Here is a 24,709-nt window from a genome sequence, read left to right as displayed (position 1 = left end):
GTCAACTGCACGAGCGTCCCACCGTGCGTCCTCGCCCCTGTGGAACCACGGGCATCGTCCACAGGGGACGCATGACCCCTGGCCGGAGCGAACCGGTCCCTGCACCCTGGGGCCATGACGAATCAGACGGTGGGACGCACGGGGGAGGACCTGGCCACGGCCTTCCTTGAGGCCAAGGGCTGGGACATCGTGCAGCGCAACTGGCGCTGCCGCTTAGGCGAAATCGACATCGTGGCCCGCGCGGGACGCACCCTGGTTTTCGTCGAGGTCAAGACCCGCACCTCGGTGCGCTCCGGCCACCCCCTGGAGGCGATCGGCTACTCCAAGCTGCAACGGCTGCGCCGACTGGCCGGCGCCTGGCTGAGCGAACACCGGACCTGGGAGCCCCAGATCCGGATCGATGCGATCGGCATCGTGCTGGGTCCCGGCGATCCGCTGATCACCCACGTCGAGGCCGCGCAATGACCGGGCGGGTGGGCCGCAGCGCCGCCGTGGCGGTCCTGGGCATGACGGGCAAGACCGTGGCCATCGAGGCGAGCTTCAACTCCGGCTTACCGGGAATCGACATCGTGGGCCTGCCCGACGCCGCCGTGAGCGAATCGAAGAAGCGGGTGCGCGCAGCGATCAGCAATATGGGCGTGTCCCTGTCCCAACAGCGCATCACCGTGAGTCTGTCGCCAGGCAACCTGCGCAAAGAGGGCACGGTCTTCGACCTGGGCATCGCCCTGGCGATCCTGGCGGCGGAGGCCCTGGTGCCAGGCGGATGCGAGGACATCGTGTGCTACGGGGAACTCGGCCTGGACAACCGCCTGCACCCTGTCACCGGGGTGCTGCCGGCCGTGATGGCGGCCCAGGCCGCGGGCTTCGAGCGGATGATCGTGCCGCGGGCCAACCTCGATGAGGCCTCCATGGTCACCGGCATGCGGGTCCTGGGCGCCGTCGACCTGGCCCAGGTCGTCAACAGTCTGGGCGGCCGGGTGCGCGAGACCGGCCTGCCCGCGGTGGAAATGGACATCCCCCAGGTGGCGCTGCCCCGCACCACCCACGACCTGGCCGAAGTCCAGGGCCAGGCCCAGGGCCGCTTCGCCCTGGAAGTCGCCGCGGCCGGCGGCCACCACATGTACATGACCGGCAGCCCTGGCGCAGGCAAGACCCTGCTGGCCGAATGTCTGCCGTCCATCGTGCCCCCACTGACCCCGGAGGCCGCCATGGAGGTCCTCGCCCTGCGCTCGACCGACGGGGCGATCGAACCGGGCAATCACCTGTGCGTCGTCGCGCCGTTCGAGGCCCCACACCATTCGGCGACCAGGGCCGCGTTCATCGGCACTTCCAAATACGGCAGGCTGGGCGTGATCGGCCGGGCACACCGTGGCATCTTGTTCATGGACGAGGTCCCGGAATTCTCGCGCGACGTCCTCGAATCCCTGCGCGAACCCCTGGAACACGGCTACTGCAATATCGAACGTTCCTGGGGCTCGGTGCGCATGCCCAGCGACTTCCAACTCATCATGGCCTCGAACCCCTGCCCGTGCGGGGCCTCCGGGGCCCCCGGAAACCGGTGCATCTGCACTCCGGCGCAGCGCAAGCGATACCGGAGCAAACTCTCCGAGCCCCTGTTGGACCGCATCGACATCCAACTCAACATGCTGCCGGTCGCGCCGGCCGACTTGGTCAGTGGCCGCCCACAGGAGACCTCGGCGACGGTCGCGGCCCGGGTGGAGCGGGCCAGAGCTGCCCAAACGGAACGCTATGCCGGTCTGCCATGGGAACTCAACGCGAAGGCCGACGGGGCCTTCCTGCTCGACCACTTCGCCCTGACGCGCAAGGAGACGGCCCCATTGCACGATGCGATGGAGCGCCGGCTGCTGTCGGCCCGCGGCTTCACCCGCATCCTCCGGGTGGCGACCAGCTTGGCGGACCTCGACGGAATCGATCGACCGGGCCGGGAGCACGTCCTCCAGGCCTTCGCCCTGCGAATGAAGGATGTGCGATGACACACGACACCATGGACGCGAAGACGAGCAGTCCGCGGCAGCGCAGGGCGACGGCCCTGCTCATGCACCTGACCGAACCCGGTCGGCCCACTCTCAAAGCCGCCTGCCTGCAACTGGGTGCAGAGGACACGCTCGAGTTGATCACCGGGGGACGTGACACCGCCATCGACGCGCTGCAGGCAATCGTGGCCGAACAGGGGATGGAACCGGATGGGGTCCGCCTGCGCAATGAGTGGGAGACCTGGAATGCCCGGCTGCCGCTGGTCAACCTCGACAACGACGCGGCACTGCTGCGCACCGGCCGGGCCCGCCTCGTCATCCCCGGCGACGCAGAATGGCCCCACGCCCTGGACGATCTGGGCCTCTTCGCACCGCTGGGCCTCTGGGTGCGCGGCGGACTGCCCCTGAACCGGGCCCTCGTCGACCCCATCGCCATCGTCGGCACCCGCGCGGCCACCGAATACGGCCTGGCCCTGACCCGCACCGTGGTCATGGATCTGGTGGGCCACGGGCACACGGTCGTCTCCGGCGGGGCGCTGGGCATCGACGCCGTAGCCCACGCTGCGGCCCTCGACGCCGCTGCTGCGCGCGCAGCCACGGAACCGGAAGCGGACGTCTCCAGCACGGTGGCGGTCATGGCCTGCGGGATCGACCAGTGGTATCCGAAACAGAACTCGGCGCTGCTCGACGAGGTCGCAGCACGCTCCGCCGTGGTCACCGAACTCCCGCCTGGGGCCACCGCCATGCGGCACCGCTTCCTCGACCGCAACCGCATCATCGCAGCACTCTCACTGGGGACGATCGTGATGGAGGCCGGCTGGCGCTCGGGCTCCTTCAGCACCGCGAACAAAGCCAGCGGGCTGATGCGCCCGGTGGGGGCCTTCCCCGGTTCCGTCTTCAACGGGGAATCCGCCGGCTGCCACAAGATCATCCGCGAGGGCCAGGCCGTATTGGTCAGCACAGCAGCAGAGGTCCGCGAGCTGGTGGGCGGGATCGGAGAACTGGCGGACACGGAAGGACCAGCCCAGCCGGTCCTGACCCGGCCCACAGACGGGATGAGTCCCGAACAGCTCCGGCTCTACAGTGCCCTGCCGCTGCGCGGGGGAGCCGACCCGACCGTCCTGGCCGTCAAGGCGGGGATCACCCACCGGCAGGCGATGGCGGCGCTCGCCGAACTGGAGCTGACCGGGCACGCCGAACACTCGGCCGCCGGCTGGGTCAAGGTGCGCGGAACCGGATGACCGGAGCGCGCAGGGGATCTAGACTTGGCGCATGGACGAAGCAGCTTCCCCCTACCCGTCCGAATACCAGCGGGCACTCGAGGGCTTCCTGGACGACCTGCGCATCCAACGCGCGGCCTCGCAGCACACTGTGCGCAGTTACAGCGCCGATGTTCGCGGCTTCTTCGACTTCCTGCTGGCGGACTCCGGGGGAGAGCCCCCGGCCCTGGACCAGGTGGAACTGGGCAATCTGCGCGGCTGGCTGTGGGACATGCACAATCAGAACCGGGCAGCGGGCACGGTGGCCAGGCACATCGCGGGACTGCGGGCCTTCGGCGCCTACTGTCAGCGGCAGGGCCTGACCCGGGGGAATCCGGCGGCCCGCCTCGTCAGCCCCAAACGGGCCTCGCGCTTGCCCGCGGTACTCAAGCAGGAGCAGGCCGCCGGAGTGCTCGACCGGGCGGAGGCCCTGGCCCATCCGGAGTGCACACCCGTGCAGGACACCGAACCCCAGGAAGATTTTCCAGCGGGCGCACCGCTGCAGGACACTGCATCTCGGGACAGCACATCTCAGGAAGCCGCGTCCCAGGATGCCGCACCCCGTGAACGGGCCCAGCGGCTGCGCGACGCCGCTATGCTTGAACTCCTCTACGCCACGGGGATGCGCGTGTCCGAACTCGCCGCCCTGGACGTGGACGCGATCGATGACTCGATCCGCATGGTGACGGTATTGGGCAAGGGCAACAAGGAACGCCGGGTGCCCTACGGTGTACCCGCCCAGTCCGCGGTGGACGCCTGGCTGGCGCAGGGCCGGCCGGAACTGCTCGGACCGCGTTCGGGCCAGGCGCTGTTCCTGGGAGCCCGCGGGGGCCGGATCGATGTGCGCCAGGTCAGAAGGGTCGTCCATGCGGCGACCGCCGGGCAGGCGGGCTCCCCGGAGCTGGCCCCGCACGGGCTGCGGCACTCCGCGGCCACCCATATGGTGGAGAACGGGGCGGACATCCGCCAGGTGCAGGAATATCTGGGCCATTCCAGCCTCAACTCCACCCAGATCTACACGCATGTCTCCATGCGGCGGCTGCGCGAAGGTTACGAACAGGCCCACCCCAGAGCTTGAGGCGCCGTCGAGACGCACCGCGGGTCTGCGGCAGCGCCGGCCAACACAGTGGGCCCGAAGCACTGCCGATATACGCACTGCGGGCCATGAGCTCATCGCTCATGGCCCGCAGTAGGCATTTCGGGGAGAAATCAGTGGAAGTAGGGCACGATCAGCCACAGTCCGAACAACAGCATGAGGCCGACGACGGCAAGGAGGACCATGCCGCCGATTCGTTCGGCGCTGGCCTGAGCGGACGGTCCGGAATTGACCTCGTGGACATGTGAACGGTCCAGTAGTTTGGCGCTGGTGGCCACGATGATGGCGATCACGGCGGTGGCGCCCACCGTGATGCCGCAGACCACGGCCAGGGACATCCAATCGATGCTCATGCCGCAACCTCCTGAGTCTTCGGTGTGGTCGTGGGACCGGCCATGACGACCACGTCCCGCGCTTCGTTGACGTTCTTCGCATCGATCTTCGTCTTCGATGCGTGGATGACGATGGCCAGGGAGCCCGCTGCCAAGAGGGCCAGGACGATCAGTGGTCCGGCGTAACCGCCCGTATTGGCGATCAGCGCCGTCACGCCGCCCACCAGGCCGGCGGCCGGCAGGGTGATCAGCCAGGCCAGGGCCATCTTCCCGAAGGTGCCCCAGCGGACCGCGGTGCCGCGGCCCAGGCCGGAGCCCACGACGGATCCTGTGCACACATGGGTGGTGGACAGGGCGAAGCCCAGGTGGCTCGAGGCCAGGATCGCCACGGTCGAGGAGGTTTCGGCTGCGAAGCCCTGCGGGGTCTGGATATCGGTCAGGCCCTTGCCCATGGTGCGCATGATGCGCCAGCCTCCGGAGAAGGTGCCAAGGCCGATCGCCAGCCCGGCGGAGATGATGACCCACCACTGGGGTCCGGTCCCGCCGGTCTGGAACCCAGCGGCGATGAGCACCAGGGTGATGACGCCCATCGTCTTCTGTCCGTCCGAGGTTCCGTGTGCCAGGGCGACGAGCGAGGCGGAGACCCGCTGGCCGTTGCGGAAGAGCCGCTGTGAGTACTTGTCGTCGGGGTTGGAGATCTTGTAGGTCAGCTTTGTGGCGATCGCCGAGGCGACGGCGGCGACCACGGGGGCGATGAGCGCCGGCAGCAGGATCTTCGAGACGACGACCCCGGCGTGGATGCCCTGGGTTCCGGCGGTGAAAAGGACCGCGCCGATCAGACCGCCGAACAGTGCGTGGGAGGAAGAGGACGGCAGCCCGAACAACCAGGTGATGAGATTCCAGATGATGGCGCCGGCCAGCCCTGCCAGAACCAACTGTGGCGTCACGAGATTCTCATCGAACAGTCCGCCGGAGATCGTCTTGGCGACCTCGGTGGACATGCACGCGCCGATGACGTTGAGGACGGCCGCCACCAGCACCGCGGTCCTGGGGGTGAACGCGCCCGTGGCGACGGAAGTCGCCATGGCGTTCGCGGAATCGTGGAAGCCGTTCGTGAAGTCGAAGGCGAGTGCCACGACCACGACGACCACGACGATGAAGAGCGTGAATGTAAGGGACACAGGGGGCCTTAACTACTCGGCGGACTTGACGGTGTTCTTCGTCCATTTTCACGCCCTGCGGGCACCTGGTGCCAAGCCGATTCGGGCCCTCCCGGGCGAATTCACCTGATGTTCACCTTGGTGTCACCGTCCGTGCATGCCGCGCAGTGAAGCAGGTCCCATGCGGTGATGTGCATTACGCATTCGCGGGTGCTCGGACCGACTCAGCCGGCGCGGAACTCCCAGTGCCACGGTTCGGGAAGTGTTCCCGAGGTGCGCGCCCAGGCGGGGTGGATCCAGCCGTAGCGGGGAGCGTTCTGCCGCATCCACTCGTGCTGGGGGCTGCCGAAGGAACTGATCCCGCTGCCCAGGTCCACTGCCAGGCCCCAGCCGTGATTCGAGCGGCCGGGGGTCGCGGCCATCCGCCCCTTGCGCGCCTTGACGCTGACCTGGGTCGCATAGTCGCGATAGGAGTCGGTGACCGAGATGTGGTGGCCGAAGCGCTGTTTGAAGGCTCCGCTGAGCAGGTCGAATGCTCTGGCCGCATCGCAGCGCTGCCGGTGTCCGGGCGCGGTCGCAATGGGGCACAGCGCCACTTCGGGGATGCGCCCATTCGAGTGCCCGCCCCAGGCTCCCGCACCCGAGCGGGAGTCCGACCCGCCGGCCGGCAGAGCGGGGAGTTCATCGGGTGCCTGTGCCATGGCCAGGAGGACGGAATAGTCCGCGCCGAAGAAATCCGCAGGGTTCAGATAGTCCTTGGCCGCACCACTGCGCCACACTCCGATGTGCACGCAGCCGGTCTCGCAGTGTCCGGGTGCTGAGACCTCGGCGATGGCATCTCCGATTGCCACCGTCGCGTCCTTCTTCACCCGGGGAGCGACGCCGGTGAAGGAGACGGTGTAGTCGCCGGTGTCCAGGGTCAGCGATCCCTGGCCGGCGATCGACCCTGCGAAGGTCACGGTGGCATCGGCCGGGGCCCGCACCGGCTCTCCGAACCCGGCGGCCACATCGATCCCCCGGTGGCCGGAATTCCAGTTCTGGGCGGGTTTGTCGAAGGCCCTGCTGATCGTGAAACCGGCCACCGGGCTGAGCCAGTTGGGCGTCTCCTGGGCCCGGGCCGGCAGCGCCACCAAGCTGGCCATGACGGTCATCAGGGCAGCGCACACGGCGATGAGCAAGGTGTCGCGGGGCGGGGGAGTGGACATCGTTCCTCCTGGAGTCCATCGGCTCTCGATGCCTCCAGCACAGCCGGTCCGGGGCACTGTGGGAAGAGCCCTAGGCGGAGCTGTGGATGCCGGCACCGTGTCCACAGTCCGATGAACACACGGTGGGCACGCGGTCCACAGGGCGGTGACCCGCGGTGCACATTCACCCATGTGCCCTGAATCACTGGTGTCGGTGCGGTATTCGGCTTGTCGCTCGTTGACCGGCCGGGATAGAATCGCCACAGCGGAAAGTGTCTTATGACGCCTTTCGACTTCGCGTATCCGATGCATCCGAGTATGCCGACGGTGCGAATCCACAGCCCGAAGCGCGCATGGTCACAACCAGGCGCCGGGCAGGGAGTCGCCGGCATCCGGACGGATACCAGGAATCAACCGGAATCCGTCATGCGGTCCTTCGGGCACATCGTGCCCGTGCGCGGCAGCATGACTCAACAGTGCGCCCCTGGTTGGGGCGCCCAGGAAAGGGGTGTGCGGCATGGCCGTCGTCACCACTCGCCAGCTGCTGGAAAGCGGCGTGCACTTTGGTCACCAGACCCGTCGTTGGAACCCGAAGATGAAGCGCTTCATCTTCACGGAGCGCAACGGCATCTACATCGTGGATCTGCAGCAGACGCTGACCCACATCGATCGCGCTTTCGAATTCGTGCGCGAAACCGTCGCCCACGGCGGCTCGATCCTGTTCGTCGGCACCAAGAAGCAGGCGCAGGAAGCCATCGAAGAGCAGGCCAAGCGCGTCGGCCAGCCCTACGTCAACCACCGCTGGCTCGGCGGCATGCTGACGAACTTCCAGACGATCTCCGGTCGTCTGCGTCGCCTGAAGGAACTCGAAGAGATCGACTTCGACGATGTCGCCGGTTCCGGCCACACCAAGAAGGAACTGCTCATCCTGCGCCGCGAGAAGGACAAGCTCGAGCGCACCCTGGGCGGCATCCGCGATATGCAGCGCACCCCGTCCGCGCTGTGGATCGTCGACACCAACCGCGAACACCTGGCCGTCGACGAAGCCCGCAAGCTGGGCATCCCGGTCATCGCGATCCTCGACACCAACTGCGACCCCGACCAGGTCGACTACCCGATCGCCGGCAACGACGACTCGATCCGCTCCGTGCAGCTGCTGACCCGCGTGGTCGCCGACGCCGTCGCCGAGGGTCTGATCAAGCGCCACTCCGCCGATGAGGGTGAGAAGAACGTCTCCGCCGTCGAGCCGCTGCCCGAATGGGAGCGCGAGGTCCTCGAGGGCAAGGATGCCGCCGCTGCAGCCCCCGCCACGGAGGCTCCCGCCGCCGAGGCTGCTGCTGAGGCTCCGGCCGAAGACGCCGCTGCTGAGAAGTAAGAAGAGGAGAATCCATGGCTAACTACACGGCAGCCGACATCAAGGCGCTGCGTGAGAAGACCGGCGCCGGCATGCTCGACGTCAAGAAGGCCCTCGACGCCGCCGATGGCGACCAGGCCGCTGCGGCCGAGGCCCTGCGCCTCAAGGGCATCAAGGGCGCGACCAAGCGCGAAGGTCGTTCGACCTCCGACGGCCTGATCGCCACCCACGTCGAAAACGGCGTCGGCACGATCATCGAGTTCAACTCGGAGACCGACTTCGTCGCCAAGTCCGATAAGTTCATCGAACTGGCAAACCAGATCCTGGACCTGGCCGTTGCCAACAACGCCGCGGACGCGGAATCCTTCCTGGCGGTCGAGGTCGACGGCAAGCCCGTCTCCCAGATCATCACCGAAGGCGGCGCCTCGCTGGGCGAGAAGGTCGAACTCAAGCGCGTGGCCCGCATCGAGGGCCAGCACGTCGAGTCCTACCTGCACCGCACCAACAAGGACCTGCCCCCGCAGGTCGGCGTGCTGCTGGCCTACGAGGGCGACGACCAGGCCGTGGCCCACGATGTGGCAGTCCACATCGCCGCTCTGACGCCGAAGTACTTCTCCCGCGAGGACATCCCCGCGGAGATCGTCGAGCACGAGCGCCAGGTGCTGACCGAACTGACGAAGAACGAGGGCAAGCCCGAGGCCGCCCTGCCGAAGATCGTCGAAGGCCGCCTCAACGGCTTCTACAAGGAGAACGCTCTGCTGGACCAGGGCTTCGCCAAGGACCCGAAGGTCTCCGTCGGCAAGATCCTGTCCGACGCCGGCCTGAAGGCCACCGGTTTCCTGCGCTTCCGCGTGGGCAACTGATCCGCATCCTCCCACCGGGAGGATGCGCAGGCCGAGGCCGCACCCGAGTGACACTGTGATGTCACCGGGGTGCGGCCTCGGCCTTTGTGCGCCCGCCTGGCGTGCGCGCTAAACTGTACGATGGTCAAAATCGTGGTTGCACCGTTCGAAAGGGAACCTATGTCCGAAACGCCCGTGTCCGCTCACGCCAACGATCCGCTGCGCACCTCCAAGCGGCGCGTCCTGCTCAAGCTCTCCGGTGAGGTGTTCGGCGGAGGAAACGTCGGCGTCGATCCGGACGTCGTCTCCGGTGTGGCCAGGCAGATCGCCGCGGCCTCGCCCGCAGTGGAGATCAGCATCGTGGTCGGTGGCGGCAACTTCTTCCGCGGTGCCGAACTGCAGCAGCGCGGAATGGACCGGACCAGGGCCGACTACATGGGAATGCTGGGCACCGTGATGAACTGCCTGGCCCTGCAGGATTTCCTGGAGCAGGCCGGCGTCGACACCCGCGTGCAGTCGGCCATTCCGATGACCCAGGTCGCAGAGACCTATATCCCGCGCCGTGCCATCCGCCACATGGAGAAGGACCGCGTCGTCATCTTCGGTGCCGGCGCCGGCCTGCCGTACTTCTCCACCGACACCGTCGCAGCCCAGCGCGCGCTGGAGATTCGCGCCGATGAGGTGCTGATCGCCAAGAACGGTGTGGACGGCGTGTACACGGCGGACCCGAAGAAGGACGCCTCGGCGGTCAAGATCGATCACATCACCTATCAGGATGCCCTGGCCCGCGGTCTCAAGGTCGTCGACTCGACTGCCTTCAGCCTGTGCATGGACAACCGCCTGCCGATGCGCGTGTTCGGCATGGAGGGCACGGACAACCTGCAGGCCGCGATCGCCGGTGCCCAGATCGGCACCTCGGTCACCGCCGCCTGACACCTGCCCCCACAGCACCCACCGGAGCCGCTCGGCCCGGTGGGTGCTCCACGCCGCGCCTGAAGCGCACGAGCGCACCGACTACACTGGTTTCAAACGCCCGTGGGCCCCAGCCCGGCCGGGAGAAGAACCCTACGAAGAGAGAACCTCCATGATCAAGGAAACGCTGGCCGAAGCCGGCTCGAAGATGGACAGCTCGATCGACGCGACGAAGGACGCTTTCGCGAACGTTCGCACCGGCCGGGCGAATCCCAGCCTGTTCGCCGAACTTCCCGTGGACTACTACGGCGCACCCACGCCGCTGCAGCAGCTGGCGTCCTTCCAGGTGCCTGAGGCCAGGACCATTCTCATCACCCCCTTCGACCGCACCGCGCTGGGCAATATCGAAACCGCCCTGCGCAACTCGGATCTGGGCGCCAACCCCGCCAACGACGGAAACATCATCCGCATCGTCCTGCCGGAGCTCACCGAGGAGCGCCGCAAGGAATACGTCAAGATCGTCAAGGGCGATGCCGAAGACGGCAAGGTCGCCATCCGCAACGTTCGCCGCAAGGCCAAGGAAACCCTGGAGAAGGCCCAGAAGGACGGCGAGTTCGGTGAAGACGACCTGCACCGCGCCGTCTCCGAGCTCGAGGACCTGACCAAGCAGAAGGTCGAGGCGGTCGACAAGCTGTTGGCCGCAAAGGAAAAGGAACTGCTCGAGGTCTGAGCGGTGTCCCAAGACGGAGCGGCGGCGCAGGTGCCCCCGGGATTCGACCCGGAGGACACCAGAACCGCGGAACATCCCCTCGTCGAACCCCCCGAGGCGAAGGACTACGGCAAGGCCGGGCGCAATCTGCCCGCGGCGATCGGCGTGGGCGTGGTGCTCGGCGGGATCGTCATCCTCAGCCTGGTCATCTGGCCGCCGCTGTTCCTCATCGTCGTCGTCATCGGGGTGGGCGCTAGCCTCTGGGAGCTCTCCGACGCGTTGAGCAAGTCGGGTTCCCAGGTGCTGCGCTGGCCCACCATCGGCGTGGGCGTGCTCATGGTGCTCGCCGCCTACTTCGGCGGACGGGAGGCACTGTGGGCGGTATTCACCGTCGGCTCGGGGCTCATCATGTGGATCATCCTGGTCCGCAACTGCGCCAACCCGGTCAAGGACTTCTGCCTCAACCTGTTCGCGCTGACCTATGTGGGCCTGATGGCCTCATTCGTCGTCTACCTGCTCGCACAGGACCACGGCAATGCGATGGTGGCGACCTTCCTGGCACTGTGCGTGTCCTCCGATACCGGCGGATACGTCTTCGGCGTCCTGATGGGGCGCCACCCGATCGCTCCGTCGATCTCGCCGAAGAAGTCCTGGGAGGGCTACCTGGGCTCCACCGTGTTCGCGGTGGGAGTGGGCATCTGCCTGGCCGTCCTCCTGGTGCAGGCGCCCTGGTGGACCGGCCTGGTGCTGGGCCTGGTGGTGCCCGCCTTCGCGACCCTGGGCGACTTCTCCGAATCGATGATCAAACGCGATCTGGGCCTCAAGGACATGGGCACGCTGCTGCCCGGGCACGGCGGGGTGATGGACCGGCTCGATTCGATCCTCCCGACGGCACCGGTGGCCCTGGCGCTGTTCAGCTTCCTGCCCGGGTTCCTCAACGGCTGAAACCCGGCACTGCCGCCTAGCCCACACATGATAGGAATGTGGCATGCCTGATATCTCAACCCTGGCGGACCTGGTGGGGCCCCAGTGCCTCATCACGGATCCCGATGTGATGGACCGGTTCTTGCACGACGATGCGGAATGGGCCCCCTATGAGACCGCGCTGGCGGTGCTGCGCCCACACGACAAGCAGCAGGTCGTGGCGGCCGTGAATTGGTGCATCGAGCACTCCGTGCCGATCGTCCCACGCGGTTCCGGGACCGGTCTGTCCGGTGGCGCCAATGCGATCGCCGGTTGCCTGGTCATCTCCTTCGACCGGATGCAGACGATCCTGGACGTGGATCCGGTGGAGCGCACGGCCACCGTGCAGCCGGGGGTGGTCAACGACAATCTGCGGGCGCGTGTGGCCGATGACGGTCTGTGGTACCCGCCGGATCCCGCCAGCGCGCCGTGGTCCTCGATCGGCGGAAACGTCTCGACCAATGCCGGCGGGCTGTGCTGCGTGAAGTACGGGGTGACGAGCGAATACGTGCTCGAACTCGAACTGGTCAACGGCCTGGGCGAACTCGTCCGGGTGGGCAAGCGCACCGCGAAGGACGTCGCCGGCTACGATTTCCGCGGCCTCTACACCGGCTCCGAGGGCACCCTGGGCGTGATCGTCGAGATCAAGGTCCGTCTGGTACCGCTGCCCACGGAGACCCGTGCGATCATCGGCTACTTCGACAGCCTGGTCGACGCCGGCCAGGGCGTGGCCAATGTGACCGCCGCGGGAGTCATCCCCGCGGCGCTGGAGCTGGTCGACAAGTACTGCTTGAAGGCGGTGGACGACTGGAAGAACATGGGGCTGTCGGCCGACGCCGAGGTCGTGCTGCTGGCATCGAGCGACCTCCCGGGAGAGGCCGGCCGCGCCGAGGCGGAGAAGATCGTCGCCGCATTCGAATCGGCCGGCGCCACGATGGCCGCCATCAGCGAGGACAAGGATGAGGCCGATGCCTTCTTCGCCGCCCGCCGCCTGGCCTATCCGGCTCTGGAACGGCTGGGCCCGGTGCTCACGGAGGACGTCGTGGTCGCCCGGTCCAAGGTGCCCGAGGTGTTGGCCCGGATCCAGGAGATCGGCGAGCGCAACCAGGTGCAACTGGCGCAGATCGCACACGCCGGTGATGGAAATCTGCACCCGCTGTTGGTCGTGCCCGCCGGCGACGATGCGGCACGGGTGCGCGCGCAGCAGGCCTTCGAGGAGATCCTGCAGGCGGCGCTGGACGCCGGGGGCACGGTCTCCGGTGAACACGGGATCGGCCTGCTGAAGATGGGCGGACTGTCCCGCGAGCTCAGCGCCGAGGTGATTGCGATGCACAGGGCGGTGAAGCGGGCACTGGACCCGCACAACATCATGAACCCGGGCAAGGTGTTCTCCTGAGGCACTGTCCGCCCGAATGCCACGCGAGCGGATGTGGCGCGGGCGGGTTGTGGTGCGATTGCTCACGCAGCCTGTCCTAAGCGTGGGTCCGGCGTGGTTGAATTGACAGGTTATGGCTGATTTCAAACCACGCAGGCAGGTCCGTCCCGTCGTCGAACACGAGGACGGGACCACCTCGCGCACACCCACCCGCGGCGGGCGGCCGCTGCTGAACTTCAAGTCCCCCAGGGTCAAGCAGCCCCCGCAGCACCTGGCCGATATGACGATGGACGAACGCATCGCGGCGGTCAAGGAGATGGGCCTGCCCGGTTTCCGGGCCAAGCAGCTCTCCACGCACTATTTCGTGCACAATACGACGGATCCCCAGGCGATGACGGATCTGCCGCAGGGCAAGCGGGATGAGTTGGCGCAGCGCTTCTTCCCGCCGCTGCTGAACGAGGTGCGGCGGCTGAAGACCGCGAACGGGGACACCATCAAGTTCCTGTGGCGGTTGTTCGACGGCGCCCTGGTCGAATCGGTGCTGATGCGCTATCGCAACCGCATCACTCTGTGCGTGTCCAGCCAGTGCGGCTGCGGGATGAACTGTCCCTTCTGTGCCACCGGCCAGCAGGGCCTGACCCGCAATATGTCCACCGCCGAGATCGTCGAACAGGTGGTGCGGGCCAATCAGGTCATCGCCGCGGGCGAACTCGCGCAGGACGCGCCGGAGGACCTGGACTTCCTGGGCCATGCAGCCGCCGAGGTCGGGGGCGAGTCCGATGAGGACGAGACCGACCGCGCCGGTCGGCCCGGCAGCCACTCGACGGGCGTGGCCAAGGCGGGTTACGCCTCGGCCGCGGCCCATGGCACGGGGCAGGCCCCTGCGCACTCCGGTCCCGAACGCGTGACGAACATCGTCTTCATGGGCATGGGCGAGCCGCTGGCCAACTACAAGCGCGTGATGAACGCGGTACGCCGGTTCACCGATCCGCAGCCGAACGGCCTGGGCATGAGCGCGCGCCGGATCACGGTGTCGACGGTGGGCCTGGTCCCGGCGATCAACAAGCTGGCCGCCGAGGACATTCCGGTGACCTTCGCGCTGAGCCTGCACGCGCCGGACGACGAACTGCGCGACGAGATGATCCCGGTCAATACGCGTTGGAAGGCCGACGAGGCGATCGACGCTGCCTACAACTACTACAAGACCACGGGACGGCGCGTGAGCATCGAGTACGCGCTGATCAAGGACATGAACGATCACGCGTGGCGTGCCGAACTGCTGGCCAAGAAGCTCAATGCGCGCGGCCGCGGCTGGGTGCACGTCAATCCGATCCCGCTCAACCCGACCCCCGGTTCGGTGTGGACGGCCAGCGACCCGGCCGTGGCGCAGGAATTCGTCGACCGCCTGGTGGCCAATGGTGTGCCGACGACGATCCGCGACACCAGGGGCAAGGACATCGACGGGGCGTGCGGACAGCTGGCCGCCGCGGAATGAGTTCGGCTTCCTGGGAATCACGGGAGCGCCACACCCGCTAAGATCTACAGAAGATGTGTCTTCCCGGGATCTCCCGGGTGTGGTTCCCGGCACTACCCCGGGCGGAGGAAAGGGCGGAATGGAAACGAACTTCCCGCGCATGACGGGCTGGAAGAGCGGCTACGATCCTGCACAGGTCGACAGCTTCTTCAAGCGGGCGCGTGAATCCTTCGAACGCTCCACGACGCTGCCAGGCGATCTGGACGCTCGCGCCGTGCGCACCGTCGGATTCGACCTTGTCCGCAAGGGCTACCACGTGGGCGTGGTCGACGCCGCTCTGGACCGTTTGGAGGACGCCTTCGCCAAGCGCGCCCAGGAACAGCTGATCGCGGGCGCCGGGCAGAATGCCTGGGTCAATGAGCTCACGCGCGCTGCCGGCAGCCTGCGGGGACGCCTGCAGCGGCCTTATGGGGAGCGCTTCGATCAGGCTGAACCGGGCCGGATCGGCTACGACCTGACCGAGGTCGACGCGCTGTGCGACAAGATCCGGGCCTACCTCTCCGACGGTGTCCCGATGAGCGTCGACGAGGTCCGCAGGGTGCTGTTCAAGACCCGCCGTGGGCACAAGGCGTACAACGAGGACCAGGTCGACGCGTTCATCGACCGCGTCGTCGAGGTCATGGCCAGCGTCGACTGAGAGGTCCCGAACACGATGTCGCCCTTCACCCGTGAACCGCACTGGTTCGTCCGTCCCGGCGTGTTATCCGAGGACCATCCCGGGCTGCTCAATCCGACATTCGACCTGTTGGACTATCCGATCGTCATGGGCCGGGCCGACGACGACTTCCTGCGCGCCGACAATGCGGCCGGCGACACCGTGGTGCTCAGCTTCGAACAGGGCCTGGACCGGGTCGCGAAGATCGCAGGGGTGCTGCGCCTGCTGGGCGTAGGGGTTTCGGCGGACGGCGTCCAGGACGACACTCCCGATGCGCGGGTACACATCACCGCCGAGGTCCCGGCTCTGGCCCGCGAACTGGTGCGCCTGGCCGTATTGCGCCTGGGCGGGCTGCTCACCGCCGATCCCGCCGCCCCGATCCGGGTCGAGGCCGCCGAGCCGTCGCAGACCGCGACCGGCGCGGGGCTGAGTGAACTGCAGCGGCGTTCGATGCGGAAACTGCCCAGTCACGTCGAGGGCGTGCGCATCAGCGCGCCAGACTTCGCGGCCGTCCTCGAGGTGCTGGTGCGCGATGGCCGGATCGAACCGGCCCCCGCTTTGGAACTGCCGGCCGATCTGGTCGTTGAGGAAACGGCGGACGGCGGGCGGATCACCGCACGCCAGCGCATGTGACCCGCTCCGCCGGCATTGGCTAGCCCAGCGCGGCGGCGGGTTCGACCGCCGCCAGCCCGTGGGCCGCGGCCACCCCTGCATTCGTCAGGGCTCCCGCCATGGTGTTCAGGCCCCTGGACAGAGCCGGATCGGCGCGCAGCGCCTGCTCGACACCGGCGTTGGCCAGCCGCAGCGTAAAGGGCAGGGTGGCATTGCACAGGGCACGGGTGGCCGTCGAGGGCACGGCGCCCGGCATGTTCGCCACGCAGTAGTACGTCGAACCGTGGACTCTGAAGGTGGGGTCCTGGTACGTGGTGGGCCGTGAGTTCTCGAAGCACCCGCCCTGGTCGATCGCAATGTCGATGAGCACGCTGCCGGCCTTCATCCCCGCGACCATCTCGTCGGTGACCAGTTTGGGGGCGCGGGCACCGGGGATCAGCACGGAGCCGATCACCAGGTCCGCCTCGGCGACCGCCCTGGCAAGTGCCATCTTCCCCGACACCCTGGTCTGCACGGCGTGTCCCATGAGTTCGTCTATATGGCGCAGCCGCGGGATGTCGATGTCGAAGACCTGCACATTGGCACCCAGTCCCGCGGCGATCCGCGCGGCGTTGAAACCTGCGACGCCCGCGCCGATCACCACGACCTCGGCGCGTGTCACCCCCGGCACCCCTGACAGCAGCACCCCGCGCCCGCCGTTGACCGTCAGCAGCTGTTCGGCGCCCACCTGGGCGGCCAAGCGGCCGGCGATCTCGCTCATCGGCGCCAGCAGGGGCAGGCTGCGGTCGTTCAGCTGCACTGTCTCATAGGCGATGGCCGTGGTACCCGAGGCGACCAGGGCATCGGTCAGCGGCCGATCGGCGGCCAGGTGCAGATAGGCGAAGACCGTCTGATCGGCCCGCAGGTACCGGTACTCCTCGGCCACCGGCTCCTTGACTTTGAGCAGCAGCTCTCCGGCGGCCCAGGTCTGCTCCGCGGTCTCGAGCACGGTGGCGCCCGCCGCGCGATAGGCTTCGTCGGTGATGAGCGAGCCCAGGCCCGCGCCCGACTGGACGAAGACCTCGTGGCCGGCGTGGATCAGTTCATGGGCACCCTCATCGGTCAGTGCCACACGGTTCTCGTTGTTCTTGATTTCGGTCGGGACGGCGATTCTCATTCCCTGTGTCCTCCGTTTGTCGTCGTTGACAGGAGTGAACGCGGACGGGCGCCGCGCTCTCGACTAAAAGGTATATCCGCCAGACCTTTAAAGCAACCCGGCGCCGGGCCATTGAAAATGTGCGCTGCCCCCGGAGGAACAGCGCACATTTTCACCGGCTCGGCGAATCCGGGTCAGCCCTGGTAGTTCGCGAAGGCGTTGATGCCCGTGAGCGCGCGGCCGATCGTCAGCTGGTGGACCTCGTGGGTGCCCTCATAGGTCAGCACCGTCTCCAGGTTGATCGCATGGCGCAGCACCGGGTACTCACTGGTGATGCCCGAACCGCCGAACAGCGCGCGCAGATCGCGGCAGATGTTCATCGCGGTATCGGCGTTGACCATCTTGCCCAGGGAGATCTGCTCCGGAGTGACTCCGGCCGCTGAATCCTTGATTCGGCCCAGGTGGGCGGCCAGCAACGTGATCTGCGAGTACTGGCCGAAGGCCTTGGCCAGCTTCTGCTGGGAGATCTGGAAGGACGACAGCGGACGGTCGAACTGGATGCGCGTGCCGGTGTAGTCCAGCGCCGCCTCCAGTGCGTCGCGGGCAGCGCCGGTGACGCCGAAGACGATGCCGAAGCGGGCCTCTGACAGGCACGACAGGGGACCCTTGAGGCCCTCGGCCTTGGGCAGCATCGCATCGGCGGGCAGGCGCACATTGTCCAGCACGATCTCACCGGTGATCGAGGCGCGCAGGGACAGCTTGCGCTGGATCTTCGGCGCGGAGAACCCGGGGGTGTCGGTGGGGACCACGAAGCCGCGGACCATCGGCCGGCCCTTCTTGTCCAGCTCCTCGGTCTTCGCCCAGACCACGGCGACGTCGGCCACGGGGGAGTTCGTGATCCACATCTTGGCGCCGTTGAGGATCCAGTCGTCGCCGTCCTTCTTCGCGTGCGTCTTCATGCCCGCAGGGTCGGAGCCGACATCGGGTTCCGTCAGACCGAAGCAGCCGATCGCCTTGCCGGCTGCCATCTTCGGCAGCCATTCGTTCTTCTGGTCCTCCGAGCCCCAGTGGTGGATGGCGAACATCGCCAGGGAGCCCTGGACGCTGACCAGGGAGCGCAGGCCGGAGTCGACCGCTTCGAGTTCGCGGCAGGCCAGGCCGTACTGCGTGGCCGTCGAGCCGCCGCAGCCGTAACCCTCGAGGTGCATGCCCAGCACGCCCAGATCGCCCAGGCCCTCCGCCAGCTCGCGGGCGGGAATGGTGCCGTCGAGGTAGTAGTCGCCGATGTTCTCACGGACGTTGTCGTCGAGCCAGCTGCGGACGATGCCGGCCCACTCGAGATCGTCCTTGTCGAATACCGAATCGATGCCCAGCAGCTGATCCGGGGTGATGGTCTTGGCCATGCGAGTTCTGCTCCTTCAAGCGATGTCGCGGTCTTGCCCGCGCCCTGGCGTGCGGTTGCCGACTGGCATGCGGTTGCCGAGGGGAGAGTAACCGGTTGCGCGTTTCCGGGCAGTCCGGTCCGACTTCACGACGTTGTTTCAGAATCGTTTGGCAGGATCGGTCAATGTGACTGCCCAAACACTGATCCTACTAGGAGCCACCGGTTCCATTGGCACACAGGCCCAGGATGTGGTCCGCACCCACCCGGAAAACTTCCGGCTGACGGGCCTGGCGGCCGGTTCGAACCTGACCGCTGCGGCGCACGCCGCAGTAGAGTTCGGCGTGGAAACCCTGGCCCTGGCCCACGTCTTTGCCCTCGGAGCCGTGCGCGAGGCACTCGCCCGCGCCGGGGCCGAACTCGGCCGGCCCGACCCCGTCACCCGGATCCTGCTCGGCCCGCGGGCCGCGGCCGAGCTGGCGGGAACTCCGGCCGATCTGGTGCTCAACGCGATCACCGGGGCCGCCGGCCTCTCGGCCACCTTCGCCGCCCTGGACCACGGAACCGACGTGGCCCTGGCGAACAAGGAATCACTCATCATGGGAGGGACCCTGGTGCTCGAGGCCGCCAGGGCCACCGGCGCCCGGCTGCTGGCCGTCGACTCGGAGCACTCCGCGATCGCCCAGGCCCTGCGCGCCGGCACCCACGGCGAGGTCGCCCGCCTGGTCGTCACCGCCTCGGGCGGGCCGTTTCGCGGCATGTCCGCGGCCGAGCTGGCCACGGTCACCCCGGGCCAGGCGCTGGCGCATCCGACCTGGCAGATGGGCACCGTCATCACGACGAACTCCGCGACCCTGGTCAACAAGGGCCTCGAGGTGATCGAGGCGCATCTGCTCTTCGGCGTGCCCTTCGAGGACATCGAGGTCGTCGTCCACCCCCAGTCGCAGATCCACTCGATGGTCGAATTCCGTGATGGCGCGACGATCGCCCAGCTCTCCCCACCGGATATGCGCCTGCCGATCGCCTATGCCCTGGCCCGCGGCGCCCGCCTGCCCCGGGTAGCGGCCGGAAACGCCTGGAACAGGCCTGTGACCTGGGACTTCGCACCCGTCGACCGGCGGGCGTTCCCCGCTCTGGACCTGGTGGTCGAGGCCGGGCGGCGCGGCACCACCTATCCCGCTGCGCTCAACGCGGCCAATGAGGAACTCGTCGCGGCCTTCCACGCCGGCCGGATCCGCTTCACCGATATCCCCACGGGTCTGGCATACGCCCTGCAGGCCCACACTCCGGCGGCGGATTTCACCAGGGCCGCGATCGGCGCCGCGGACGCCTGGGCCCGTGCCACGATCGGCAGGTGGATCGCAGCCCGTGAACCGGTGGCCCGTGAGCCCGAGCCGGGGGTGGAGCGCGCATGACGGCACTGCTCTACATTCTCGGCGTCCTGCTCCTGCTGGTGGGCGTCGGCCTGTCGATCGGGCTGCACGAACTGGGGCACCTGACCTTCGCCAAGCGCTTCGGAGTCAAGGTCAGCCACTATATGATCGGCTTCGGCCCGACCCTGTTCAAATTCCGGCGCGGGGAAACCGAGTACGGCGTCAAACTGCTGCCGCTGGGCGGCTTCATCGCGATGCCCGGTATGTACCCGCCGAAGGATCGGACGAATACGCGGATCGGCGAGGACGCCCTGGCGCCTGTCGCCCCGCACGCTCTGGTGGAACAGCCGGCGGGTGTCGCAGCCACGCAGGGCCCATCCGCGCAGGGGGAGCCCGGCGGGAGGCAGCGGCGGCGCCGACCCTTCGAGACGACGATGGCCGAGGCCCGGGCCTATTCGAACCAGGACATAGTGCCGGGGGAGGAACACCGGACCTTCTACGCCCTGTCGGTGCCCAAGCGCCTGGCCGTGATGTTCGCCGGACCCGCCGTCAACCTGGTCCTGGGAATCATCATCATGTTCATCGTGCTGGTGTGCATCGGCGCCAACCTGCAGCCGACGACTACGGTGCAGACCATCGTTGAATGCGCGGTGCCCGCCTCGCAGGCACAGGAGCGGCAGGCCGAAGCGGCGAAGCAGGGCAGGGCCGAGGCGGCCTGCACGAAAGCGGACCCCCTGACACCGGCCTGGCAGGTCGGCCTGCGTCCGGGCGATCGGATCGTCTCGATCGCCGGCCATGCCACCTCGGACTGGGCCGCCCTGGGCTCCCAGGTCCGCGCGGCGGCCGGCACCACGGTGCCCATTGTGATCGAACGCGACGGCGCCAGGCAGACCCTGGACGTCCCCGTGATCCGCAGCGAACAGGCCGTCACCGATGAATCCGGCCATCCGGTGACCGGTGCGGACGGTAAGCCGGAGACCCGCGAAGAGGGGTTCCTGGGGATCTCGCCGACCATGGACCGCAGCGGCATCCCCGTCGGCGAGTTCCCCGGGCAGATGGGACAGCTGATCGGCCAGACCTTTGACGCGCTCATCCACCTGCCGCAGCGGCTGGTGGCGGTGGGCCAGGTGGCCTTCGGCGACGCCGAACGCGATGAGAACAGCCCCGTGGGAATGGTGGGCGTGGGGCGGGTGACCGGCGAGATCGTGTCCTCGGACCGCCTGGACGTCACGGATAAATTCCTCACGGGACTGAACCTGCTGGGCGGGCTCAACCTGTTCCTGTTCGCCTTCAACATGGTGCCGCTGCTGCCCCTGGACGGCGGGCACATCGCCGTGGCCCTCTATGAGGGGGCGCGGCGGCGGATCAACCTGCGCCGCGGACGGGGTGTGATCGGCCCGTTCGACACAGCCAAACTGCTGCCGCTGACCTATGCGGTCACGGGCCTCATGCTGTGCATGACCGTGCTGCTGGTCTACGTCGACATCTTCAAACCGATCCGCCTGGGACTCTAGGCGGCATAGACTTTCACCGAGACAGCTTAGAAGGGAACAGAAGTGACCTCGATCGATCTGGGAATGCCGGCGGCACCGCCCCCGGTGCTGCGCCCGCGGCGCCCCACCCGGCAGATCCACGTGGGAGCCGTGGGAGTGGGATCGGACTACCCCGTGAGCATCCAGTCCATGACCACCACACCCACCACCGACATCAACGCCACCCTGCAGCAGATCGCGCAGCTGACGGCAGCCGGCTGCGACATCGTGCGCGTGGCCTGCCCGACCGCCGACGACGCCGAGGCGCTGACCGCGATTGCCGCGAAGTCCAAGCTCCCCGTCATCGCCGACATCCACTTCCAGCCCAAATACGTCTTCAAGGCGATCGAAGCCGGCTGTGCCGGGGTCCGCGTCAACCCGGGCAACATCCGCAAATTCGACGACCAGGTCCGCGAGATCGCACAGGCGGCCAAGGACCACGGCGTATCCCTGCGGATCGGAGTCAACGCCGGATCCCTGGACAAACGGCTGCTGGCCAAGTACGGCAAGGCCACCCCTGAGGCACTGGTGGAGTCCGCCGTCTGGGAGGCCTCGTTGTTCGAAGAGCACGACTTCCACGACTTCAAGATCTCCGTGAAACACCACGACCCCGTCGTCATGGTGGCCGCCTACGAGATGCTGGCCGAACGCGGGGACTGGCCACTGCACCTGGGCGTGACCGAGGCGGGCCCCGCCTTCCAGGGCACCATCAAATCGGCCACCGCCTTCGGAGCGCTGCTGAGCCGCGGCATCGGCGACACCATCCGGGTGTCCCTGTCCGCGCCCCCGGTCGAAGAGGTCAAGGTCGCCGAACAGATTCTGCAATCGCTCAATCTGCGCCCGCGCAAGCTCGAAATCGTCTCCTGCCCGTCCTGCGGGAGGGCCCAGGTCGACGTCTACAGCCTGGCCGAGAAGGTCACAGCGGGACTCGAGGGCATGGAGGTGCCGCTGCGCGTGGCCGTGATGGGCTGCGTGGTCAACGGCCCCGGCGAAGCGCGCGAGGCGGACCTGGGCGTGGCCAGTGGCAACGGCAAGGGACAGATCTTCGTCAAGGGCCAGGTCGTCAAAACGGTGCCGGAATCCCAGATCGTCGAAACCCTCATCGAAGAGGCGATGCGCATCGCCGATGAGTCCGGTGCCCCGGCGGGGCACCCGGAAGTCGTCGTCGCACAGTGAGCTTCCATTCTGTGCGGACCGGGCAACCAGCAGGCGGCGGGGACCCCGACGGCTATATCCGTCGGCTGGAACCCATCCACCTGGGCTGGTTGCGCGAGGCGGTGGCGGCCGCTCCTGCCGAACACTGCTACCTGTCGCAGCTGCTGGCCGTTCACGGGCGCAATCTGACGCAGGCGATGACGGGCACCCTCTACGGATACTTCCGCGCAGGCCGGCTGTGCTCGGCGTACTGGCTCGGCGGTACCATCGTGCCGGTCCGTGCGACCCCGGAGTCGAATGCCGCCATCGCCCCGGTGCTGGCGGCCCGGCGCAGGGCCGCGGTGTCGATCATCGGCGCGGCCGGTGCGGTCCTCGACCTGGCCGGCCGCACCGGCTGGGGCGAGCCCCGCGGGGTGCGCCCGGACCAACCGCTGTTGGCCGCGATCGCAGCCCCCGATGTCGCAGCGGACGCCCGCCTGCGCTTGGCCCGCCCGGCCGATCTGCCCCTGGTCTTCCCCGCCTCGGTCGCCATGTTCGAGGAGGAACTGGGCTTCAGCCCCCTGGAGGGCGGGGCGAGTGGCTACCGCGACCGGGTGGCCGGCCTGCTGGCGGCCGGCTCCACCTACGTCATCACCGAACCGGATGGCAGCGGCGGCCAGCGAATCCTGTTCAAGGCCGACCTGGGACTGCGCTCGCCGGACTCTGTGCAGGTCCAGGGGGTGTGGGTGGCTCCTGCCGCGCGTGGACACGGGGTGGCTGCCGGGGCGATGGCGGCGCTGACCCAGGACGTGCTGCGCCGGGTCGCACCGGTGGTCTCCCTGTACGCGAATTCCTATAACATCCCGGCCCTGAAGTCCTATGCCCACGCCGGCTACCGGCAGGTCGGGACCTTTGCGACCGTCATGTACCGAGGAGGCGCCGGAGCGGAACGGTTCGCCGTGTGATGCGGGCCCGGTTATGCTTGACGGGTGTGTCCGGAGCACTCGGGCGCCTACTTAGCATCACCTACTTAACGCTCGTTCAATTTGGCGGCTATGGTGTGATCAGGATTCTCCCCACTAGTGCCAAGGAAGGCTTCATGGCAGCGTCGACGCAGAAGAAGAAAAAGAAGAAGTCCAAGGGCTTCGACTTCCAGCCCTTCATCAAACCGGGACTCTACGCTCTGGGCGGCATCGTCGTCCTTGCGATCCTGGTCGGTCTGGCGATCTGGCTGCGAACCTTCGACGGGGTGCAGGCCTTCATCGAGAAGTTCCCCGGTCAGTCCGCTGCCAATGAGGTCCGCCGCGGTGCCGATGGGATCCCCGCCTGGTTGTCCTGGCAACACTTCCTGAACATGTTCTTCATGCTCACGATCATCAGGACCGGGCTCGACGTGCGCAACAACCCCAACCCCAAGGGGCACTGGACACGCAACAACAAGGGCCTGATCAAGACCAAGGGCGCCCCGAAGAAGATCACCCTGAACCTGTGGACCCACTTCACCATGGACTTCCTGTGGTTCCTCAACGGCCTGGTGTTCTTCATCATGCTCTTCGCCACCGGCCAGTGGCGCCGCATCGTGCCCGCCAGTTGGGACATCTTCCCCAATGCGATCTCCACCGCCCTGCAGTACGCCTCGATGAACTGGCCGACCGAAATGGGCTGGACGAACTACAACGCCCTGCAGGTCCTGGCCTACTTCGTCACGGTCTTCATCGCCGCTCCGGTCTCGCTCATCACCGGCCTTCGGATGTCGAATGCGTGGAAGAACGAATGGGCGATCAACAAGGTCTTCAAGGTCGAATACGCCCGTGCGCTGCACTTCCCGACGATGATCTACTTCGTCGCCTTCATCTGCATCCACGTCTTCCTGGTGTTCGTCGGCGCCCTGGTCGCCGGACTGCGCGAGGGCCACGGCTGGTTCGCCAGCCTGATGGGCAATGTCACGCACATGTACGGCGGTTCCCCGGATGTCACGGCGACCTGGTTCGGATTCCTCATGTTCGCGATCTCGATCGTGGTGCTGGTGGCCAGCTGGTTCCTGCTGCGGCCCATGTTCCTCACGCCGATCGCCAATATGTTCGGCAAGTCCTCCCGCTGATCCGCCCCTCCTATGTAGTTCCACTACTTGACGAACTGTTGATATATCGATGATTTCGGGCAGAAATCGTCA

The 24,709-nt window shown here is 67.4% G+C and carries 23 protein-coding genes; 18 read left to right on the top strand and 5 right to left on the bottom strand.

What is annotated here, in order from left to right:
- The first annotated feature begins 114 nt into the window (after positions 1 to 114).
- The 4 genes from NQ038_RS05130 to NQ038_RS05115 are packed head-to-tail and all read left to right on the top strand — an operon-like array spanning position 115 to position 4,331.
- Positions 115 to 465, top strand: coding sequence for a YraN family protein (locus NQ038_RS05130; RefSeq protein ID WP_257061945.1), 351 nt, complete (start codon positions 115 to 117; stop codon positions 463 to 465).
- Positions 462 to 1,994: a YifB family Mg chelatase-like AAA ATPase gene (locus tag NQ038_RS05125; RefSeq protein ID WP_257061943.1), complete on the top strand. Its 1,533-nt coding sequence runs from the start codon at positions 462 to 464 to the stop codon at positions 1,992 to 1,994. Before NQ038_RS05130 ends, NQ038_RS05125 begins: the two co-directional genes overlap by 4 nt.
- Positions 1,991 to 3,235, top strand: a complete 1,245-nt coding sequence (locus NQ038_RS05120) for a DNA-processing protein DprA (protein WP_257061941.1) — start codon at positions 1,991 to 1,993, stop codon at positions 3,233 to 3,235. Before NQ038_RS05125 ends, NQ038_RS05120 begins: the two co-directional genes overlap by 4 nt.
- 31 nt (positions 3,236 to 3,266) lie before the next feature.
- Positions 3,267 to 4,331, top strand: a complete 1,065-nt coding sequence (locus NQ038_RS05115) for a tyrosine recombinase XerC (RefSeq protein WP_257061940.1) — start codon at positions 3,267 to 3,269, stop codon at positions 4,329 to 4,331.
- Positions 4,332 to 4,462: 131 nt separating this feature from the next.
- Here NQ038_RS05115 and NQ038_RS05110 read toward each other — a convergent pair whose 3' ends face one another.
- The 3 genes from NQ038_RS05110 to NQ038_RS05100 form a co-directional block, all read right to left on the bottom strand.
- The gene (locus tag NQ038_RS05110; RefSeq protein ID WP_257047417.1) at positions 4,463 to 4,702 is read right to left on the bottom strand and encodes a hypothetical protein; all 240 of its coding nucleotides are present in this window, start codon (positions 4,700 to 4,702) and stop codon (positions 4,463 to 4,465) included.
- Positions 4,699 to 5,862 carry an inorganic phosphate transporter gene (locus NQ038_RS05105; protein ID WP_257047418.1) on the bottom strand — a complete coding sequence of 388 codons (1,164 nt, stop codon included), beginning with the start codon at positions 5,860 to 5,862 and terminating at the stop codon, positions 4,699 to 4,701. Before NQ038_RS05105 ends, NQ038_RS05110 begins: the two co-directional genes overlap by 4 nt.
- A 203-nt stretch (positions 5,863 to 6,065) precedes the next feature.
- Positions 6,066 to 7,046: a D-alanyl-D-alanine carboxypeptidase family protein gene (locus NQ038_RS05100; RefSeq protein ID WP_257057644.1), complete on the bottom strand. Its 981-nt coding sequence runs from the start codon at positions 7,044 to 7,046 to the stop codon at positions 6,066 to 6,068.
- A gap of 496 nt (positions 7,047 to 7,542) precedes the next feature.
- Here NQ038_RS05100 and rpsB point away from each other — a divergent pair, with 496 nt between their 5' ends.
- The 9 genes from rpsB (at position 7,543) to NQ038_RS05055 (ending at position 16,002) form a co-directional block, all read left to right on the top strand.
- Entirely contained in the window at positions 7,543 to 8,400 is an 858-nt protein-coding gene (gene rpsB, locus NQ038_RS05095; RefSeq protein ID WP_257057642.1) for a 30S ribosomal protein S2, read from the top strand.
- Positions 8,401 to 8,414: 14 nt separating this feature from the next.
- Entirely contained in the window at positions 8,415 to 9,242 is an 828-nt protein-coding gene (tsf, locus tag NQ038_RS05090; protein ID WP_257047422.1) for a translation elongation factor Ts, read from the top strand.
- A 159-nt stretch (positions 9,243 to 9,401) separates the two neighbouring features.
- On the top strand, positions 9,402 to 10,154 hold the full coding sequence (gene pyrH, locus NQ038_RS05085) for a UMP kinase (RefSeq protein ID WP_257047423.1): 753 nt from the start codon (positions 9,402 to 9,404) through the stop codon (positions 10,152 to 10,154).
- Between the two features lie 151 nt (positions 10,155 to 10,305).
- Positions 10,306 to 10,863, top strand: coding sequence for a ribosome recycling factor (gene frr / locus NQ038_RS05080; RefSeq protein ID WP_257047424.1), 558 nt, complete (start codon positions 10,306 to 10,308; stop codon positions 10,861 to 10,863).
- Between the two features lie 3 nt (positions 10,864 to 10,866).
- The gene (locus NQ038_RS05075; protein WP_257047425.1) at positions 10,867 to 11,787 is read left to right on the top strand and encodes a phosphatidate cytidylyltransferase; all 921 of its coding nucleotides are present in this window, start codon (positions 10,867 to 10,869) and stop codon (positions 11,785 to 11,787) included.
- Positions 11,788 to 11,830: 43 nt separating this feature from the next.
- On the top strand, positions 11,831 to 13,201 hold the full coding sequence (locus NQ038_RS05070) for an FAD-binding oxidoreductase (RefSeq protein ID WP_257057640.1): 1,371 nt from the start codon (positions 11,831 to 11,833) through the stop codon (positions 13,199 to 13,201).
- A 112-nt stretch (positions 13,202 to 13,313) separates the two neighbouring features.
- Positions 13,314 to 14,675 (top strand): 23S rRNA (adenine(2503)-C(2))-methyltransferase RlmN, encoded by a 1,362-nt coding sequence (gene rlmN, locus NQ038_RS05065; protein WP_257047428.1) that lies wholly within the window; start codon positions 13,314 to 13,316, stop codon positions 14,673 to 14,675.
- A gap of 118 nt (positions 14,676 to 14,793) precedes the next feature.
- On the top strand, positions 14,794 to 15,351 hold the full coding sequence (locus tag NQ038_RS05060; protein WP_257047429.1) for a DivIVA domain-containing protein: 558 nt from the start codon (positions 14,794 to 14,796) through the stop codon (positions 15,349 to 15,351).
- A 15-nt stretch (positions 15,352 to 15,366) separates the two neighbouring features.
- Complete coding sequence (locus NQ038_RS05055) at positions 15,367 to 16,002, top strand: hypothetical protein (RefSeq protein ID WP_257047430.1); 636 nt, start codon at positions 15,367 to 15,369, stop codon at positions 16,000 to 16,002.
- Positions 16,003 to 16,021: 19 nt separating this feature from the next.
- Here NQ038_RS05055 and ald read toward each other — a convergent pair whose 3' ends face one another.
- Both ald and NQ038_RS05045 read right to left on the bottom strand, forming a co-directional pair.
- Positions 16,022 to 17,137, bottom strand: coding sequence for an alanine dehydrogenase (gene ald / locus NQ038_RS05050; RefSeq protein WP_257047431.1), 1,116 nt, complete (start codon positions 17,135 to 17,137; stop codon positions 16,022 to 16,024).
- A 173-nt stretch (positions 17,138 to 17,310) separates the two neighbouring features.
- Complete coding sequence (locus NQ038_RS05045) at positions 17,311 to 18,519, bottom strand: acyl-CoA dehydrogenase family protein (RefSeq protein ID WP_257057638.1); 1,209 nt, start codon at positions 18,517 to 18,519, stop codon at positions 17,311 to 17,313.
- A gap of 166 nt (positions 18,520 to 18,685) precedes the next feature.
- On the opposite strand from NQ038_RS05045, the gene dxr reads away from it, so the two are divergent.
- The 5 genes from dxr to NQ038_RS05020 all read left to right on the top strand — a co-directional run bounded on the left by dxr (position 18,686) and on the right by NQ038_RS05020 (position 24,637).
- The gene (gene dxr / locus NQ038_RS05040) at positions 18,686 to 19,912 is read left to right on the top strand and encodes a 1-deoxy-D-xylulose-5-phosphate reductoisomerase (RefSeq protein WP_257047434.1); all 1,227 of its coding nucleotides are present in this window, start codon (positions 18,686 to 18,688) and stop codon (positions 19,910 to 19,912) included.
- Positions 19,909 to 21,384, top strand: coding sequence for an RIP metalloprotease (locus tag NQ038_RS05035; RefSeq protein ID WP_257061939.1), 1,476 nt, complete (start codon positions 19,909 to 19,911; stop codon positions 21,382 to 21,384). Before dxr ends, NQ038_RS05035 begins: the two co-directional genes overlap by 4 nt.
- Positions 21,385 to 21,426: 42 nt before the next feature.
- Entirely contained in the window at positions 21,427 to 22,578 is a 1,152-nt protein-coding gene (gene ispG / locus NQ038_RS05030; RefSeq protein WP_257047438.1) for a flavodoxin-dependent (E)-4-hydroxy-3-methylbut-2-enyl-diphosphate synthase, read from the top strand.
- Positions 22,575 to 23,501 (top strand): DUF4081 domain-containing GNAT family N-acetyltransferase, encoded by a 927-nt coding sequence (locus NQ038_RS05025; protein WP_257047439.1) that lies wholly within the window; start codon positions 22,575 to 22,577, stop codon positions 23,499 to 23,501. Before ispG ends, NQ038_RS05025 begins: the two co-directional genes overlap by 4 nt.
- A 134-nt stretch (positions 23,502 to 23,635) precedes the next feature.
- On the top strand, positions 23,636 to 24,637 hold the full coding sequence (locus NQ038_RS05020) for a cytochrome b/b6 domain-containing protein (protein WP_257057634.1): 1,002 nt from the start codon (positions 23,636 to 23,638) through the stop codon (positions 24,635 to 24,637).
- The last annotated feature ends 72 nt before the right edge of the window (positions 24,638 to 24,709 follow it).

Origin of the sequence: Brevibacterium sp. 50QC2O2 (genome assembly GCF_024580675.1) — a bacterium.
GTDB lineage: Bacteria > Actinomycetota > Actinomycetes > Actinomycetales > Brevibacteriaceae > Brevibacterium > Brevibacterium moorei.
This window is presented reverse-complemented; position numbering and strand designations above follow the sequence as displayed.